This is a genomic window from Metabacillus sp. GQ13, from assembly GCF_059758525.1.
Map to the genome: position 1 here is coordinate 86,161 of NZ_JCAXET010000012.1, position 15,574 is coordinate 101,734.

The 15,574-nt window shown below is 34.9% G+C and carries 15 protein-coding genes; 14 read left to right on the plus strand and 1 reads right to left on the minus strand.

The window, feature by feature from the left end:
• Nucleotides 1–57 precede the first annotated feature (57 nt).
• The 9 genes from AC6CHR_RS15875 to AC6CHR_RS15915 all read left to right on the plus strand — a co-directional run bounded on the left by AC6CHR_RS15875 (nucleotide 58) and on the right by AC6CHR_RS15915 (nucleotide 10,328).
• Nucleotides 58–807, plus strand: coding sequence for an ABC transporter ATP-binding protein (locus AC6CHR_RS15875; RefSeq protein WP_498249973.1), 750 nt, complete (start codon nucleotides 58–60; stop codon nucleotides 805–807).
• Entirely contained in the window at nucleotides 804–2,726 is a 1,923-nt protein-coding gene (locus AC6CHR_RS15880) for an ABC transporter permease (RefSeq protein ID WP_498249974.1), read from the plus strand. The genes AC6CHR_RS15875 and AC6CHR_RS15880 overlap by 4 nt, the downstream gene beginning before the upstream one ends.
• 388 nt (nucleotides 2,727–3,114) lie before the next feature.
• Nucleotides 3,115–3,492, plus strand: coding sequence for a VOC family protein (locus AC6CHR_RS15885; RefSeq protein ID WP_498249975.1), 378 nt, complete (start codon nucleotides 3,115–3,117; stop codon nucleotides 3,490–3,492).
• A 221-nt stretch (nucleotides 3,493–3,713) separates the two neighbouring features.
• A complete protein-coding gene (locus AC6CHR_RS15890) occupies nucleotides 3,714–4,868 on the plus strand; it encodes an FAD-dependent monooxygenase (protein ID WP_498249976.1) in 1,155 nt (384 codons plus the stop codon).
• 549 nt (nucleotides 4,869–5,417) lie between these two features.
• Nucleotides 5,418–6,920, plus strand: coding sequence for a malate:quinone oxidoreductase (locus AC6CHR_RS15895; RefSeq protein ID WP_498249977.1), 1,503 nt, complete (start codon nucleotides 5,418–5,420; stop codon nucleotides 6,918–6,920).
• Nucleotides 6,921–7,145: 225 nt separating this feature from the next.
• On the plus strand, nucleotides 7,146–8,096 hold the full coding sequence (locus AC6CHR_RS15900; RefSeq protein WP_498249978.1) for an aminoglycoside phosphotransferase family protein: 951 nt from the start codon (nucleotides 7,146–7,148) through the stop codon (nucleotides 8,094–8,096).
• Between the two features lie 152 nt (nucleotides 8,097–8,248).
• A complete protein-coding gene (locus tag AC6CHR_RS15905; protein ID WP_498249979.1) occupies nucleotides 8,249–8,464 on the plus strand; it encodes a hypothetical protein in 216 nt (71 codons plus the stop codon).
• 1,005 nt (nucleotides 8,465–9,469) lie between these two features.
• Nucleotides 9,470–9,760: a DUF5316 family protein gene (locus AC6CHR_RS15910; RefSeq protein ID WP_498249980.1), complete on the plus strand. Its 291-nt coding sequence runs from the start codon at nucleotides 9,470–9,472 to the stop codon at nucleotides 9,758–9,760.
• A gap of 52 nt (nucleotides 9,761–9,812) precedes the next feature.
• Nucleotides 9,813–10,328 carry an HXXEE domain-containing protein gene (locus AC6CHR_RS15915; protein WP_498249981.1) on the plus strand — a complete coding sequence of 172 codons (516 nt, stop codon included), beginning with the start codon at nucleotides 9,813–9,815 and terminating at the stop codon, nucleotides 10,326–10,328.
• A 190-nt stretch (nucleotides 10,329–10,518) separates the two neighbouring features.
• On the opposite strand, the gene AC6CHR_RS15920 is transcribed toward AC6CHR_RS15915, so the two are convergent.
• Nucleotides 10,519–11,721, minus strand: a complete 1,203-nt coding sequence (locus AC6CHR_RS15920) for a M20 family metallopeptidase (RefSeq protein WP_498249982.1) — start codon at nucleotides 11,719–11,721, stop codon at nucleotides 10,519–10,521.
• 504 nt (nucleotides 11,722–12,225) lie between these two features.
• On the opposite strand from AC6CHR_RS15920, the gene AC6CHR_RS15925 reads away from it, so the two are divergent.
• The 5 genes from AC6CHR_RS15925 to AC6CHR_RS15945 all read left to right on the plus strand — a co-directional run bounded on the left by AC6CHR_RS15925 (nucleotide 12,226) and on the right by AC6CHR_RS15945 (nucleotide 15,490).
• Nucleotides 12,226–12,633, plus strand: a complete 408-nt coding sequence (locus tag AC6CHR_RS15925) for a hypothetical protein (RefSeq protein ID WP_498249983.1) — start codon at nucleotides 12,226–12,228, stop codon at nucleotides 12,631–12,633.
• A gap of 146 nt (nucleotides 12,634–12,779) precedes the next feature.
• Complete coding sequence (locus AC6CHR_RS15930; RefSeq protein ID WP_498249984.1) at nucleotides 12,780–13,160, plus strand: GntR family transcriptional regulator; 381 nt, start codon at nucleotides 12,780–12,782, stop codon at nucleotides 13,158–13,160.
• The gene (locus AC6CHR_RS15935) at nucleotides 13,160–14,062 is read left to right on the plus strand and encodes an ATP-binding cassette domain-containing protein (RefSeq protein ID WP_498249985.1); all 903 of its coding nucleotides are present in this window, start codon (nucleotides 13,160–13,162) and stop codon (nucleotides 14,060–14,062) included. Before AC6CHR_RS15930 ends, AC6CHR_RS15935 begins: the two co-directional genes overlap by 1 nt.
• Nucleotides 14,043–14,792, plus strand: a complete 750-nt coding sequence (locus tag AC6CHR_RS15940; protein WP_498249986.1) for a hypothetical protein — start codon at nucleotides 14,043–14,045, stop codon at nucleotides 14,790–14,792. The genes AC6CHR_RS15935 and AC6CHR_RS15940 overlap by 20 nt, the downstream gene beginning before the upstream one ends.
• A complete protein-coding gene (locus AC6CHR_RS15945; RefSeq protein WP_498249987.1) occupies nucleotides 14,789–15,490 on the plus strand; it encodes a hypothetical protein in 702 nt (233 codons plus the stop codon). The genes AC6CHR_RS15940 and AC6CHR_RS15945 overlap by 4 nt, the downstream gene beginning before the upstream one ends.
• Nucleotides 15,491–15,574: the final 84 nt, after the last annotated feature.

Below are 15,574 nucleotides of genomic sequence, written 5' to 3' on the forward strand. Positions count from 1 at the left end.
AGTGGTTTCTCCTTTTTTTGTACTGTAAGCTATGTATAAAGAAGGGAATGATTATACATGGAAATCGTAAAAGTAAATCAGGTTAGTAAAGTTTTTAACGGAAAAGTATCCTACAAAGCGTTATCAGATATCTCCTTTTCAATACAACAAGGTGAATTTGTTGGGATTATGGGGCCATCTGGTAGTGGGAAAACAACATTATTGAACTTAATCTCAACAATTGATAATCCTACCTCAGGAGAAATTTTAATAAATAATAAAAAGGCGATGGCATTATCAAAAAAAGATCTTTCAAAATTTCGTCGTCGTGAATTTGGGTTAGTATTTCAGGACTTTAATCTGCTTGATACGTTGACAGTAAAGGAAAATATTATCCTGCCTTTAACACTTGATCGATTAAAATTATCTGATATGAATAAACGCGTAGCGGAAGTAGCTGAAAGGATCGGTATCACGGATATATTAAATAAGCGGACCTATGAGATATCAGGAGGACAGAAACAACGAGCAGCTGTAGCTCGTGCAGTCATTCATCAGCCTTCACTACTTCTTGCTGATGAACCGACAGGAAATCTAGATTCGAATTCTTCTCAAAGTGTTATGCAAATGTTTGATTCACTAAATCAAAATGATAAAATGACAACTCTTTTGGTAACACATGACCCAGTTGCGGCAAGTTATTGTCAAAGGATTCTTTTTATAAAAGATGGGCAACTTCATAATGAGCTTCGAAGAGGAGCAAATAAACAGACGTTTTATCAAGAAATTATTAACACATTGTCATTTTTAGGGGGGAATCCCAAGTGACATTTAGTCAATTTGCCTGGAATAATGTAACCCGAAATGCAAGGGCATATGTGGCCTATTTCCTATGTAGTACGTTTTCAGTATCGATTTTCTTTTCGTATGCGATCTTTATGTTTCATCCGGTATTAATGGAGGATGATATTGGGACGTCTGTGAAGGCGGGAATGACAGCGGCAGAGTATGTTATCTTCTTTTTCTCTTTTTTCTTTGTTCTTTACTCGATCAGTACCTTTTTAAAAGCGAGACAAAAAGAATTCGGTATATTAGAGATTTTAGGTGCAGAACAATCGCAAATCTATCGGATTGTGTTTATCGAAAACATAACGATAGGTGCTCTTTCAATTGGTAGTGGATTAGGAATAGGTTTATTATTTTCTAAGCTATTTTTATTACTAAGTACAGAGATTACTGATTTAGAAGGGATGAATTTTTACTTTCCAGTGGAAGCAATCTTATTAACAACAGGAGCTTTTGCGGCACTGTTTGTGATTATTTCCTTTTCGACGATTCTCTATTTACGTAAACAACAAACAACGGACTTGCTGAAAGGGACGAGTAAACCGAAAACAGAACCGAAGGCATCGATTTTCTTGTCTTTGCTATCAGTTGTTTGTATTAGTGGAGCCTTTTTGTTAATGCAAGAAGATATTGGGTGGTATTTATATATTCTTGGTTTGGGGACAATAGGTACGTACTTCTTTTTCACTCAATTAAGTGTGTATTCAATTCGTTTACTAAAAAGGAATCAATTGTTTTTTTACCGCGGAGTCACGCTATTATGGTTATCTGAGATGGCCTATAAAATTAAAGATAGTGCGAGAATTTTCTTCGTAATAACGGTAATAACTGCTATGGCATCTGGGTTTATTAGTATAGTATTGAGTGGAGATAATCAAAACAAACAAGATTTTATGAAGATCCATTTTCCCATTCAGTATGAATCAACAACTCCTGAAGGGGAAAACAATGTAAAAACAATTGATCGACTATTAGCTAGTAAGGATATTGCATTTAACAAAATTCAATTTGAAAGTACTCCAGTTAATTTTGACGGATCATATATTAGCTTCGGACCGATAAGTTTATCCATATATGAACAATTAAATAAGGAATATTCCCTTCCGAAGATTGACGTTCTTGCTGAGGATGAGGTAGTGGTTTTTCATAACATATCTAATACGTATACAGCTACTGGTGAAAGGGAAACGAAAGGTTTCCTTCCAATTTCAACACTGATTTACGAAGACTTTTCTTTTAAAGTTAAAAAGCAAGAAGTAGTCGAGATGCCGGATATTTGGTACGGTAATTTAACAGTTATGAGCGATGATCAATATGAAAAGTTTTTAGAACGTATGAAGCAAAGGACAGAAGGATATATATTTAATACAGTATTGTATCAAATTCCAGAGTGGGCGAATAAGGAATTACCCAAGGAAGGATCAGATGAAGTAAAGACAAGTTCTCAAATAAATTCACAAATAAATGAAGAAGAGGGTCATGTTACTTTCCGTTCCTTGCAATTCTTACAGACTAAACAAGCGTTTAGTATTACAAAATTCGTTTGGATATTTATTGCAGCTATTTTTTCTGTCGCTTCGATAAGTTTCTTATATTTCAAATTGTATAGTGACTTACAGGCAGATCAACGTATGTATCAATCACTTTCTCGGATTGGATTAACAGAAGGAGAGATGAGTCGGTCAGCATCTATTCAGCTTTCTGTTCTATTTTTCTTACCACTATTAATTGCATCATTGGGTTCAGTGATCACAGTAGAACTCCTTCGTCCTTCATTAGGTTTTGAAACGACGATCAATTCATCGCTATTAGCGGTTTCGGGGTATGCAATTGTGCAAATTATTTTCTTTACGATCATTAGAGCTCTTTATGTGAGGAAATTGAAACAGGCTATGTATTAATAGTTGAGGACTGAATAAAAAACTCCCTAGAACTGGAGCTACGTATCAATTAACTAACCTATTAAAAAGAGCCAAAATCACCAAACGACTTTGCTCTTATTAATAGGTTTTATTGATGATTTAATAAAATTGGTGTCGAGTTAGTAAGAGAATGAAAGAGACTGTACAGTATGGATTAGAAATTATCAACTTAACTTATGACCTAAAACATAAAACCTTTTATCAAACGTGTGGTTTTACTCCCTGTTCAGGTGGATTATGGCGTAAGCAGAATAAAAGTAAAGTGTAGTAATAATTAATTGTTTTATCATTTATTCAATATTCCGAATTGTAAAATAGTGTTAAAAAATGTTATAATTTCAAAGAAGATGACAAGGGAGTGATATAAATGATTAGCAAAGTCGGACAAATTATGTTGTATGTAAATAACCAAGATGAGGCATTGAATTTTTGGACGGAAAAAGTAGGATTTAGTGTCATTTCTGAAGAAAATAACGGTCAAGGAATGAGATGGATTGAAATTGCTCCAACAAAGGATAGAGAAACAAGCATCATACTCCATAATAAAGAGTTCGTTGCTAAAATGTCACCGGGATTAAATCTGGGTACACCTTCATTAATGTTTTTCTCGGAAAATCTCGTTCAATTACATAATGACTTATCAAACAAAAATATCACGGTTGGTGAAATTGTAAATATGCCTTCGGGTAGAGTTTTTAACTTTGCAGATAATGAAGAAAATTACTTTGCCGTCATGGAAAAATAAACAACAAACCGATAAAGAAAATAGTTTCACTTACTTGATTTAATAAACGATAATTCAGTTTAAGCACCATCCATTGTTGGATGGTGTTTAATTTTCGAAACGAGTAAAATCATGCACTTTATACTTTTTTTTGAGTAGAGAATCAACCTGCTTAGCCCATAGGGAATCGATGAGTGTTTCAAGAATCAAGCACTTCAATATTTTATTGAGGAGGTCCTAGCATGACAAATCAATACGTAAAAAAGGTCCTTATTGTAGGCGGGGGTATTAGCGGGTTATCAGCAGCTATTGCCCTAAATAAAATAGGGATTAAAGCAGAGATTGCTGAAAAGGAAGTAGATTGGAATGTGTATGGAGTAGGGATTATTCAACCACCTAAGGCTCTTAGAGCACTTAATGAGATCGGTTTGGCTGATGCTTGTTTGGAACAGGGCACTTCTTTTCCAGGATTTGATTATTATAATGGTCAAGGGCACTTCTTGTTTAATGCACCTTCTCCTTCCATCGAAGGGTATCCAGGAGTAAACGGAATCTCAAGAAGGAAATTACAAAATTTACTGTTTGATACTGTACAATCAATCGGAACAAAAATATATATGGGTACAACGATTATAGAGATGACTAACATACCAAATGGTGTATCCGTAGTACTAAGCAATGGAGTTTCTGAAAACTACGATTTAGTACTTGGTTCAGATGGCATCAATTCTAAGGTACGCAAAATGATGTTTGCGGAAATCGAACAACGATATAGCGGACAAGGAGTATGGAGATACAAACTTCCCCGCCCTGAAGAACTTGATAAAGGCCTTTTCTATTATGGAAAAGCGGCTAAGGCAGGATTGGTTCCGATGTCTGAGGACGAAATGTATCTACTAGTGACCACAAGTGAACCAGATAACCCTAAGTTTCCTAATGATCAATTACATGTCCTTTTACAGAATCGGATCTCCGAATTTGGAGGTGTTATTGCTGATGCTGCCAAATGTATAGTTAATCCTGCCCAAGTTGTCTATCGCCCGATATTTACGCACCTTATGCCGAGCCCGTGGTATAAAGGAAATGTTTTACTTGTCGGTGATGCTGCACATGGTACGGCTCCACATCTAGGTCAGGGAGCTGCTATTGCAGTTGAAGATGTGATTGTATTAGCAGATATTCTGAAGCAAAATCTTAGTGTTCAAGAAACACTAAAGACATTTATGGAAAAACGTTTTGAGCGTTGCAAAATGATTGTTGATCATTCAGATCAATTAGTTGAATGGGAATTGTTGACTGCGCTTGGCAAAATGAAAGAAGGAGTTAACATTGGTGAGTATGTGAGAGCAACTCTTGAAAAAATGAATGAACCTTTCTTGTCAGAATTAAATATCTAGTAAATTAGATTGATTATATTCTTTCAATAAAATGGATTTTGTTTGTCTTGCTGCATATTAGAGCTTCCTCCTTTAGATGAGTGCTGTTGTTTGTGTATAATCTCATCATACTGAGGGGTTCTATTTTTTAAAAGACTCGATAATTAACGTTCATAAAAATGCTAACGAGTTCCAGAGTTGAAGAATAAATGGATGGCTTAGCATCCTTCTTTCATTATGTGTCTTCAATTAAATATGCAGGTAGGTGTAAGTTCATTCCTTCACAAACAATATTTGAATTGGTAAGTGGAGGGGATTTTTGGAAGATAAAATCATGAAAACTCATGTTTTGGTGTGTTCCTATACCTTGTGGACGAACTCTTCACTTTTTATCAGCTTTTAATTAACTGATAATTATCATATAATAGTAGATATATTAATCTATAAATAATTGTAATACATTATTATATGTTTATAACTGAGACAGAAAAGGTGTGCAACTAGGTCGCGCGTTAGTTTGGTGTGATGCCCACATCTTCTCTGCAAATTTTAGGGAAAAGGTTGGTAAAAATGATCAACAGAGAAACTAAAACAGACGTCATTTTAATTGGTGCCGGAATCATGAGTGCGACTTTAGGGACAATCTTAAAAGAATTAGTACCGGAATGGGATATTAAAGTATTTGAGAAGCTCTCAAACGCAGGAGAGGAAAGCTCTAACGAATGGAATAATGCGGGAACGGGGCATGCGGCACTGTGCGAACTTAACTACACGGTTGAGAAACCGGATGGATCTGTAGATATTAGTAAAGCTATAAAAATTAATGAACAGTTTCAAGTTTCAATGCAGTTTTGGTCTTATTTGCAAAATAGCAAACTGATTGAAAATCCACAAGACTTTATCAAGTCATTGCCTCATATGAGTATGGTACAAGGGGAAGAAAATGTAGCTTTTTTAAAGAAACGTTTTGAGGCGATGTCTAAAAATCCGCTGTTCAAAGGGATGGAATTTTCCGAAGATCCAGTAAAACTGAAGGAATGGATGCCGCTTATTATGCAGGACCGTCCATCAAATGAGGCTATTGCAGCAACAAAGATAGACTCTGGAACGGATGTCAACTTCGGTGCTTTAACACGTATGTTGTTTGATCACTCAAAGAGGAAAAATGTCGATATCAAATACAATCATAGTGTTGAAAATATGAAACGTACTAGCGATGGCTCGTGGGAATTGAAAGTGAAGAATCTTGATAGCGGTAACGTAGAACACCATTCAGCAAAATTCGTCTTTATCGGAGGCGGAGGTGGAAGCTTGCATTTACTACAAAAATCGGGTATTCCTGAAAGTAAACATATTGGTGGATTCCCAGTAAGCGGTTTCTTTATGGTGTGTAATAATCCCGAGGTTGTAGCGCAGCATCAGGCAAAAGTATACGGAAAAGCTAAGGTTGGTGCACCGCCAATGTCTGTTCCGCATCTTGACACAAGATATATCGAAAATAAAAAATCTCTGCTATTTGGACCATTTGCTGGTTTCTCACCAAAGTTCTTAAAAACTGGTTCAATGTTCGATTTAGTAACTTCCGTAAAACCGAATAATCTCTTAACTATGTTAGCCGCAGGCGCAAAAGAGATGTCATTGACAAAATACCTGATTCAGCAAGTTATGCTATCAAAAGAACAGCGCTTGGAAGAATTACGTGAGTTTATCCCGAACGCGAAAAGCGAAGATTGGGATTTAGTGGTAGCAGGCCAACGTGTACAAGTCATTAAAGATACAGAGGCAGGTGGTAAAGGAACGCTTCAATTTGGTACAGAAGTGATAACTGCCGCTGATGGATCGATTGCAGCATTATTAGGAGCTTCTCCTGGTGCCTCTACTGCGGTTCACGTTATGCTTGAGGTCATCAAAAAATGCTTCCCGCATCATATTGAAGAGTGGGAACCGAAAATCAAAGAAATGATTCCTTCTTATGGCGAGTCACTAATGGAAAATCCAGATCTTCTACACGAAATTCATACGTCAACAGCGCAGACGCTTGGTCTAAGCGAAAAAGAGCTGGTCCATAGTTAATTCTTTGGATGTGGAACTCACGGGATTGAATAAAATAGATTCTATGAAAAAGACAATGAATAAATAAAACAAAGATAGAATACAAAATTCACTTAATTCATTGAGTAAATAATAGAGTATCTTTGAAAATATAACACAGAACTTTTGATCTATCTTTGGATTGAGGGTTCTTTTTTTATTCGCAGATTAAGGGGCTCAGGTGAACCTATCAAAGGAGGTAGTACAATGGAAGACTCTATAGTTATACAAGCAGAACGAATTGCCGGCGATTTTCTGCAAGAACAAGTGAAATCATCATACCAAATCATAGGAAAAGGCATCGTAAATCAGGTTTGCTTAGTAGAGACGGAGAGTGATAAAGTTATTGTCCGTATGAATGATAAAGGTACATATCAAAGCTTTATTAAAGAAAAATGGTGCATCGAACATGCGGCGGCAGTTGGCATTCCTGGTCCTGAGGTGTTGTCCATTGGTATATTTAATGAAACAGCATACATGATTCAAACGTTTGTAGATGGTGATAACGGGTTAGATAGTACTGTTTTTAAGTCAGATATTTGGAGGAAGCTTGGTGAATATGCCAAACGTATCCATTCAACTAACGTGAAAGGATTTGGAGAAAATCTGATTGACCCAATCCATGGTGAGTTTCAGTCACCTTCTCATGCAGGATCTGACGGAAGTTGGCAAGGGTATCTGCAGTATAATATTAATAGTTTGACAGAGAATGATCGGTTGATTGAGTTGGGCGTTATCACAAAAAAGGAATCTAAGAGAATCCGAAATTTGTTCGAGAATTTGCAGAAGGAAAAGTTTCGCTTCGGTCTATGCCATGGAGATATCTCTTTGAAGAACACGATTGTCAATCAGGCAGGCCAAGTTACATTGCTGGATTGGGGCAGTGCAGAAGTAAGTGTGGTACCACATGTAGATATTATTCATTTGATCCGGTGCCAAATCCTCGGCGAAGGGCCTAGTATTGAAGAATTCAAAGCATTTTTAGATGGGTACGGGATAAGTGTAAAAGAGCTGGTTAAAATGAGACATTTAATGCTATTAAGAGCTTTCGATAATCTCAGGTGGGCTATTGACCAAAGTCCTGATCAGATCGAATCCTATGTTAAGTTAGCAAAACAAGTCGTGGATATGGTTATGGATCAGTCGAAGCAAGAGTAAGTCACTAATACGAATAGCTGCGTTTCTACTGAAATTTAGTTTCACATTTATTAGAAAGGCAATATAGTTTACCTATAAGGTTTCTAGTTATTCTATCAAAATGTTTAGAGGGATAATCCTATGGTGGTTAATCTCAAGTTATTTTAGATGCAATGGAAAAACTAGAATTAACTAATAAACCTATATGTATTCAGTCCTCTTTAAATTCATTTGGTTACGTTGCTGGAGGAGCAGATACGATCATTCATCGTTTTCTTCATAAAGGGGTACTCCACGCAGAAAAGGCAACCGTAAAGCGAACGGTTGAAATTCTGGATTTAATAGATTTGAAGGTCGTATATTGTGAATGTCCTTCATGTATAAGGTAAAAGGTAAACACAGGAATGTGTTTACCTCTTTTACAATGTGAAAATAGGATAATTTTGAGATACCTCTTTGCTTATGTTGAAATTTGCATTTTTAATAAGGGGTTTAGTTTATGTTTTAACATTACCATTTGAAATTTTGTTTTAATCATAAAGGTAATTAAATGTAAAACTAAACTGTAAAGTGTACTCAAATTTTATCCCCCCACATTGATATTAGTGTTCGGAAGAACCGACACCAGATCTTATTATTTGTTACATGTTCTCAGTTTATACATTCTCCATTTTTAATTATAATTTCAATCTCCTCTTGTAGTACGTAGAAATAAACATCTTTTGCTAGCAAAAATGTTTTTACAGCTAAATTATTCTTTAAACTAAGAAGCAACCAGTTCAAGCTCCTAAAAGTCCAAATCCATTGAGGATGTTTATACAATGCATCATTAGCTTGTCAGAAAACAGAGGTACTGTTAATGTAGTCTCCGTGGCACTAGAGGTATTTTTTCCAGTGTTTTAACTTATTTCTTTGTGAGTTCTTTACCATTTAGAAGATACTATTTTACTACTTTGTTTTTGCATTGTGCAAAACCTGTAATAAGCTTCAAACCAATATTATTTGCGTCAGGATTATCATGAATACCAATTCAATATCAAGGGTATTTAAAGTTTTATTGTTATCAGTTAGCTTAAAACCTTCCATATACTTTTTACATTTACTATATTGATTATTTATTTTTGAGTATACTCCATCTCCCAACCTTTTGAACTAGAATTTCTACAACCAATAAAATATTCAAAAAATTTAAAGTAGAATGAACAATAAGTGCTTCTAGCTACACTTCTTAGGTTAACCTAAGAAGTGAAACCAAATTAATACTCAACCGTATTCATAAAAGGCTGTTTTCGTTTTTCGTAAGTACATCTTTACGATTTAATCTATTTTCGTGCTTTAAGATTGATACCGACAAACGTGTTGAATAAATCCTAAATAAAAGAGGAGGGATAGCCTTGAAGTATCTTCTAATTGGAACTTTGTTATCAATCATAGGTGTTTTATTATCTATAGTTGTGTGGGGGATTGATCGGGCATATATAATTACGGCAGGAATAGGAATTATTTTTATAGGTTTATCAATAATTATTTCGGGATCAATGGTCACTGGAGACCGAATGAGTGCGAATTTTGCCACTGAATCTGCCATAGATAGGCGTGAACGGATTAATACCACTTTTCGCTTAGGTTTAATAGGTGTACCTAATATTATTTTAGCAATTTTATGCTACCTTTTAATTAACTAACAGGGGAAGAGATGAGTAAAAGTGATATTTATATCAGTTATGGGGGGAAAAGATGAATATAGATAAACAATATCCATTATCAAAGTTTAAGAAGCTAGTATTCCTTTTCCCACTCCTATATTTCGTTCATGATATAGAAGAGATTTTAACCGTAGAGAAATTCCTCGAAGAAAATTCAAATAGGATTCCTTTTAGCGTAACAACACTAGAGTTTTCATTTGCATTTATCCTATTATGGATTTTAAGTTCAATAGGTTGTTATAAAGCCTTTATAGGCGAAAAATTCATTGGAATGAACCCAACTACCTTTCTTTCCCTTTTAGTACCTGGAACACTATTAGCGAACGCGATTGGTCATTTATTACAATTCATTTTCTTCAAAGACTATGTTCCAGGCATCATCACATCTGTCATGATTTTATTTCCTTATTCCTTTTTTACTGCTAAATTTCTAATAACGGAAAGGTCAGTAACAATAAAAAGACTTTTCATTTATTTTCTAGTAGGTTTCGTTTTGCAAGCACCTCTTGCATTAGTCGCACTTACTATTGCAAAATTTATATTTTGATTGTTAGTAAGATTAAGGTAAAGGCTGGTAAAATCACTTGAAAGAGGATCTTTAAAAATCAAAGATCCCTTTTTCATTGGCTATAAATAATATATTTACTAGTTTTGTTCAGATTAATTTGTGATCGTTCACCCTCAGGAATCTGCTCGTCTAATTCATGGAGACAATAGGTTAGTGTCTTTCTCTTATATTAAATTGAAATCGATTTTTTAGATAATGAATTTAATTGATATTGTATTGCTGCATTACATAAGGTCTTTGCAGCAATTAGTATCGCTTTTTCATCAATATCAAATTTTGGATGATGATGTGGATAAGCTAAATCTTGATTAGCAGGCATTGCCCCAGTAAAGAAGAATGTCCCCTTTACATGTTGTAAATAATAAGAGAAATCCTCCCCGCCCATTTGTAATGGACTTTCTTCAACTTCATGAACACCTGGAACTTGAGCGGATATGTTTTTAAGAAATTCTGTTTCCAAAGGGTGGTTAACGAGTGCAGGGTATCCTCTGAAAAAGTGATAATCATAATGAGCACCGTTCATTAAACAAGTCCCTTTTATGACATGATCAATTTCATCTTCAATTTGTTTGCGGACACCTTCATCAAATGTTCGAACCGTCCCAATTAATTTCGCTGAGTTCGCAATAATATTAAAGGCATTTTCAGCAACAAATGATCCGACAGTAACGACGGCAGATTGTATAGGATCGACTTTTCGGCTAACGATTTGTTGAAGATTTGTTACGACCTGAGAACCTATTAAAATCGCATCCTTTGTTTTGTGAGGCTGAGCTCCGTGCCCACCTTTTCCAGAGATTGTGATTTCAAATCGATCTGCAGCGGCCATGAAAGGACCTGTTCGATATTGAATTTTTCCTACAGGCTCGGTAGCCCAAAGGTGGGTGCCAAATATGACATCTACTCCATCAAGACAACCATCTTTTATCATTGGCAAAGCACCACCTGGAGCGTATTCTTCAGCATGTTGATGGATAAGCACAATATTTCCATTTAATTGATGGCGATTGCTGTTCAGCACTTTTGCTAATACAAGTAATGTAGCAGTATGACCATCATGACCACATGCATGCATAACACCAGGGACGGTAGATTTATAGTCAACATCCTTTTCATCATGGATCGGGAGCGCATCAAAATCTGCTCGTAAAGCAACTGTAGGTCCAGGGTTATCCCCTTTAATTGTTGCTACAATTCCGTTTCCACCAACGTTAGATCTTGTTTCTACCTGAAGTTTCTTGTAATATTCTACGATAAACTTAGCTGTTTCCACTTCCTTAAAGGAGACCTCTGGATGCATATGTAAATATCGACGTATCTCAACCATTTCTGAAAAATGTTCATCTAATGTAGCCCATAAATGAGAAAGCATTCTATTTCCTCCTTGTTGATTAAACTTTTTAAGGTTTTTTTACTAAGTTACTATTGAAAACCGAGTAAGTATAAATGAGTACAGTTATCTATACATATGTTAGAGAAATTGTAGTTTAAAAATTCAAAAAATTCAAGAGGTGTTAGTGATTATTAGGAAAAGGGAGTAAGAGTTACTTTAAAGTATATATGTAAAGGAGTAAAAAATGTGAAAAAGGTTTATTTTATCGGATTATTAATATTATCATTTATTGGGCTGTCATCTTAATTAAAATAAATGTACACAACACAATTGACGTATCAAGGTTTTAGCGCGTAATAACGTTTCTAATAAATTTGTAGAAATAATTCATTAGTTTAAACACATTTGGATAAACTAAACGGAGATAAGATCCTAAAAAGGTATCATAACTATATAATTGAAAAGAAAAAACGAGGTTGCTCAGGTGACGTCGTTTTTCGCTGTACAAATCTACAATAGCTTTTTAAAGGAGTCTACCCTGTTATGATGAAGAAATTAAGGTATTCTTCGTTACTATTTGTTTTATCGTTTAATATGGTTGGATATAACACAGCTGAATCAAACAAGGAACTAGGACCGCCGCAGGAAGTAGCAAATGAGAATGACTCAATCGGAATAGATACATATCAAATTGAGGTGCCAGCTTTCGATGCAGAGGAAATTAGTAGAAACCCAACAGTAGACCGAGTGGAAGCTGTTACCTTAGTTCGTAAATATCTTGGTTTACAAGATAATGATCAATTACATGTTGATGTCGACCATGAAGATGAAAAAAAATATGTTATACAAGTGTATGATGTTGTCATGCATGATGATATTTCCCACACTGCAACATACGGTTGGTATTATGTTGACAAGCAATCTGGTGAAATAGTGGATATGTTTCAATAGATATATACCTTACGATCAATAAGTTCTTTATCCTCATTAAACTTTCTATTCTTATCATTCCTATTGCATTATTTTGGAAAACATTATATAGTACATTACATCAGTAATGCACTATATCGATTTAGGTTTTAAAGGGAGGTTAACACTTGATTTTTAATACAAATGGGACAAAACCTATATATGTGCAAGTAGCCGAATGGCTAGAGACAGAGATCTTGAATGGAAACATTAAAGAAGATGGGAAAATCTATTCGCAATACCAGCTTGCAGATATGTTTACGATTAATCCAGCGACTGCAGGTAAAGGGTTAAATATTTTGGCAGATGAAGCAATTTTATATAAAAAGCGAGGACTGGGGATGTTTGTTTCAGCAAATGCAAAAGAAATAATTGTTAGAAAAAGAAAAAGCCATACACTAAAGCAGTTAGTAAATGAAATTGTTTTGGAGGCCAATCGACTGAATGTGGATGAAAATGAAATAATACAGATGATTAAGGAAGCGAATCAAGCTAGGGGGAACTTGTGATGAATGTTGTAGTTTGTACAAAGGTTACAAAGTTGTATGGTCAGAAAAAAGCACTTGATGAATGTTCACTAACAATTGAAGAGAACAAAATAACAGGGCTCATTGGTCGAAATGGAGCCGGAAAAACAACATTGTTAAAAATTATCGCAGGTTTTTTACATCAAACGACTGGGGAGATAGATGTTTTTTCAGACAACCCTTTTAATAGTTTAAAAGTATCAGCAAACAGAATCTATATTGATGAGCATATGAATTTTCCCAATACATTAACCCTAGATGATATTCTTCGAACAGCTGCCTCTTATTATGTGAACTGGGATCAAGAACTGGCAAGAAGACTCTTTGATTACTTTTCATTTCATCCAAAGCAACGACATCAATATCTATCAAAAGGAATGAAAAGTACATTCAATATGATCATTGGATTAGCTGCAAGATGCCCGTTAACGATTCTTGATGAACCGACAACAGGAATGGATTCTTCTGTTAGAAAGGATTTTTATAGAGCCGTTCTAAAGGATTATCTTGATCATCCACGGACGATTATCTTATCTAGTCATCTATTAAATGAAATTGAGGATCTACTGGAAGATGTACTGCTATTAAAGGATGGAAAAAATCACCTCCATATGTCTATTGATGATTTAAAGGAATATGCAATCGGTTTAAATGGTAAAGAAGATCAGGTTATGGAAATTGTACGTACTAGAAATGTTCTTCATAAAAAAAGCATAGGTGTAGATAGTGTCTATGTTGTTGTTGAAAATAATTTCACCGTTTCAGAAAGAGACTTGGCAAGTATTAAGGGCATTGAAATGACAGCAGTTGCTGCAGATGATCTATGTACCTATGTAACGAGTAAAACGAATGGGGGCATTGATGATGTATTTAACAGAGGTTAAGCTTGCTGACATCGTAAAAAAGCAATTTATTTACAAGTTAAAAGCATATATCAGTGTCTTCAATTCACTTTTACTCGTACAGATTATTGCAATGTTCCTATCAATAAATGGTAGTTCGAGTTCATATGGTTCAGGTTCAGACGGAATTTCGTTTTCTTTCAACTTGTATAATGGAGATATGATCATAGTGTTTACCATGATTTGGGCATTTATAAGTGCAATTATCATTACCACCAAGGCAAATCGGAACGATGATTTTGTTTTTATCTCAAATAGGTTAAGCAGTAATCTTTCAAATATGTTCTTTTTAATAGCCGCTAGTATTGTAGCTGGAGTTACAGCAATGCTTTCGGGAATATTGTTTAAGGTCATTATATACATCACATTAGATGATGGTAATGTAATCGGAACTGTGGTTAGTTTTCGTGATTTAGTTGTAGGAATTATTATTAGCATCCTTTACATTTTATTATTCGCTTCATTGGGTTATCTCGTAGGAATGATCGTGCAATTTAGTAAATGGGTTAGTCTAATCCTGCTAATCGGACTTGTTAGTTATTCTATTTTAGGATTAAATCATAATGGTGAAGCACCGATTATAGCTGAGACAGTGAAATTTTACGGAGAGGAAGCTTCCTTATCCTTATTTCTACTAAAGGTTATTGTTTCAGCTTGTTTCTTATTTGGTATTTCTATTATTCTTTCGAATAAGTTGGAGGTTAGGCAATGATGGGACTAGGGCTGATTATATTTGTTTTAATTATTATCATGATCAATATAGTAAAAAGGTCTGCAGTTTTCCAAAAGATTAACACAAAATGGGTATTTGGTTTATATGGAGTGTTGCTACTGATAGCAGTTGTTTTATATTATCTCCTTCCGATTGAGAGCTCTGTTCATAAAATCGTTGACAATAAACAAGAATTAGCAAGAGCTCAAAAATCAAGTGAACAACTAACAATGGCTGCTTCAGAAGGAAAACAAATTGCTAAAGAAAACATAGATGGAGTTATAATTAAGCAACAATGGGACTTTCCTTATGAAGGAGAGAAGCTTGAAATTATAGGTGATAACGAGGAGTCAAGCTTTGTATTTAAATTAATTGAAAGAAAAGATGTAAATGATAAAAAGGTTGAGGTCACCCAATATGCCACAAGAACTATTAAGCAACATATAGATCTTACCGATCAAAATAAACCTTATCGGATTCAATTAGAAAAGAACATATTAAAGTTAGCTGGTCCATCTCCAATTGATATTCAGATAGGTAAATTTAACAACGAATTTACAATAACCCAAATCACTGAAGGCTGGAGTATGGATGATCCATTTTTTCATGAGGATGATGTCTGGGGTGAAACTGTCCTTTATATTCGTGTTCCAAAGGATGTAGAGATAAAGGGAGAAGTCGAGTTTGTAACACAATAGAGACTTGTATAGATTCGTGAATTTACTCCTAAGGGGCTTATTTTCTTTATTGATTTAAAGGAATACAAGATAAAACATCGAATA

Coding starts and splice junctions, on each gene's coding strand:
- AC6CHR_RS15875 (WP_498249973.1), top strand. CDS start 58: ATGGAAATCGTAAAAGTAAATCAGGTTAGTAAAGTTTTTAACGGAAAA.
- AC6CHR_RS15885 (WP_498249975.1), top strand. CDS start 3,115: ATGATTAGCAAAGTCGGACAAATTATGTTGTATGTAAATAACCAAGAT.
- AC6CHR_RS15890 (WP_498249976.1), top strand. CDS start 3,714: ATGACAAATCAATACGTAAAAAAGGTCCTTATTGTAGGCGGGGGTATT.
- AC6CHR_RS15895 (WP_498249977.1), top strand. CDS start 5,418: ATGATCAACAGAGAAACTAAAACAGACGTCATTTTAATTGGTGCCGGA.
- AC6CHR_RS15900 (WP_498249978.1), top strand. CDS start 7,146: ATGGAAGACTCTATAGTTATACAAGCAGAACGAATTGCCGGCGATTTT.
- AC6CHR_RS15905 (WP_498249979.1), top strand. CDS start 8,249: ATGGAAAAACTAGAATTAACTAATAAACCTATATGTATTCAGTCCTCT.
- AC6CHR_RS15915 (WP_498249981.1), top strand. CDS start 9,813: ATGAATATAGATAAACAATATCCATTATCAAAGTTTAAGAAGCTAGTA.
- AC6CHR_RS15920 (WP_498249982.1), bottom strand. CDS start 11,721: ATGCTTTCTCATTTATGGGCTACATTAGATGAACATTTTTCAGAAATG.
- AC6CHR_RS15925 (WP_498249983.1), top strand. CDS start 12,226: ATGATGAAGAAATTAAGGTATTCTTCGTTACTATTTGTTTTATCGTTT.
- AC6CHR_RS15935 (WP_498249985.1), top strand. CDS start 13,160: ATGAATGTTGTAGTTTGTACAAAGGTTACAAAGTTGTATGGTCAGAAA.
- AC6CHR_RS15940 (WP_498249986.1), top strand. CDS start 14,043: ATGTATTTAACAGAGGTTAAGCTTGCTGACATCGTAAAAAAGCAATTT.
- AC6CHR_RS15945 (WP_498249987.1), top strand. CDS start 14,789: ATGATGGGACTAGGGCTGATTATATTTGTTTTAATTATTATCATGATC.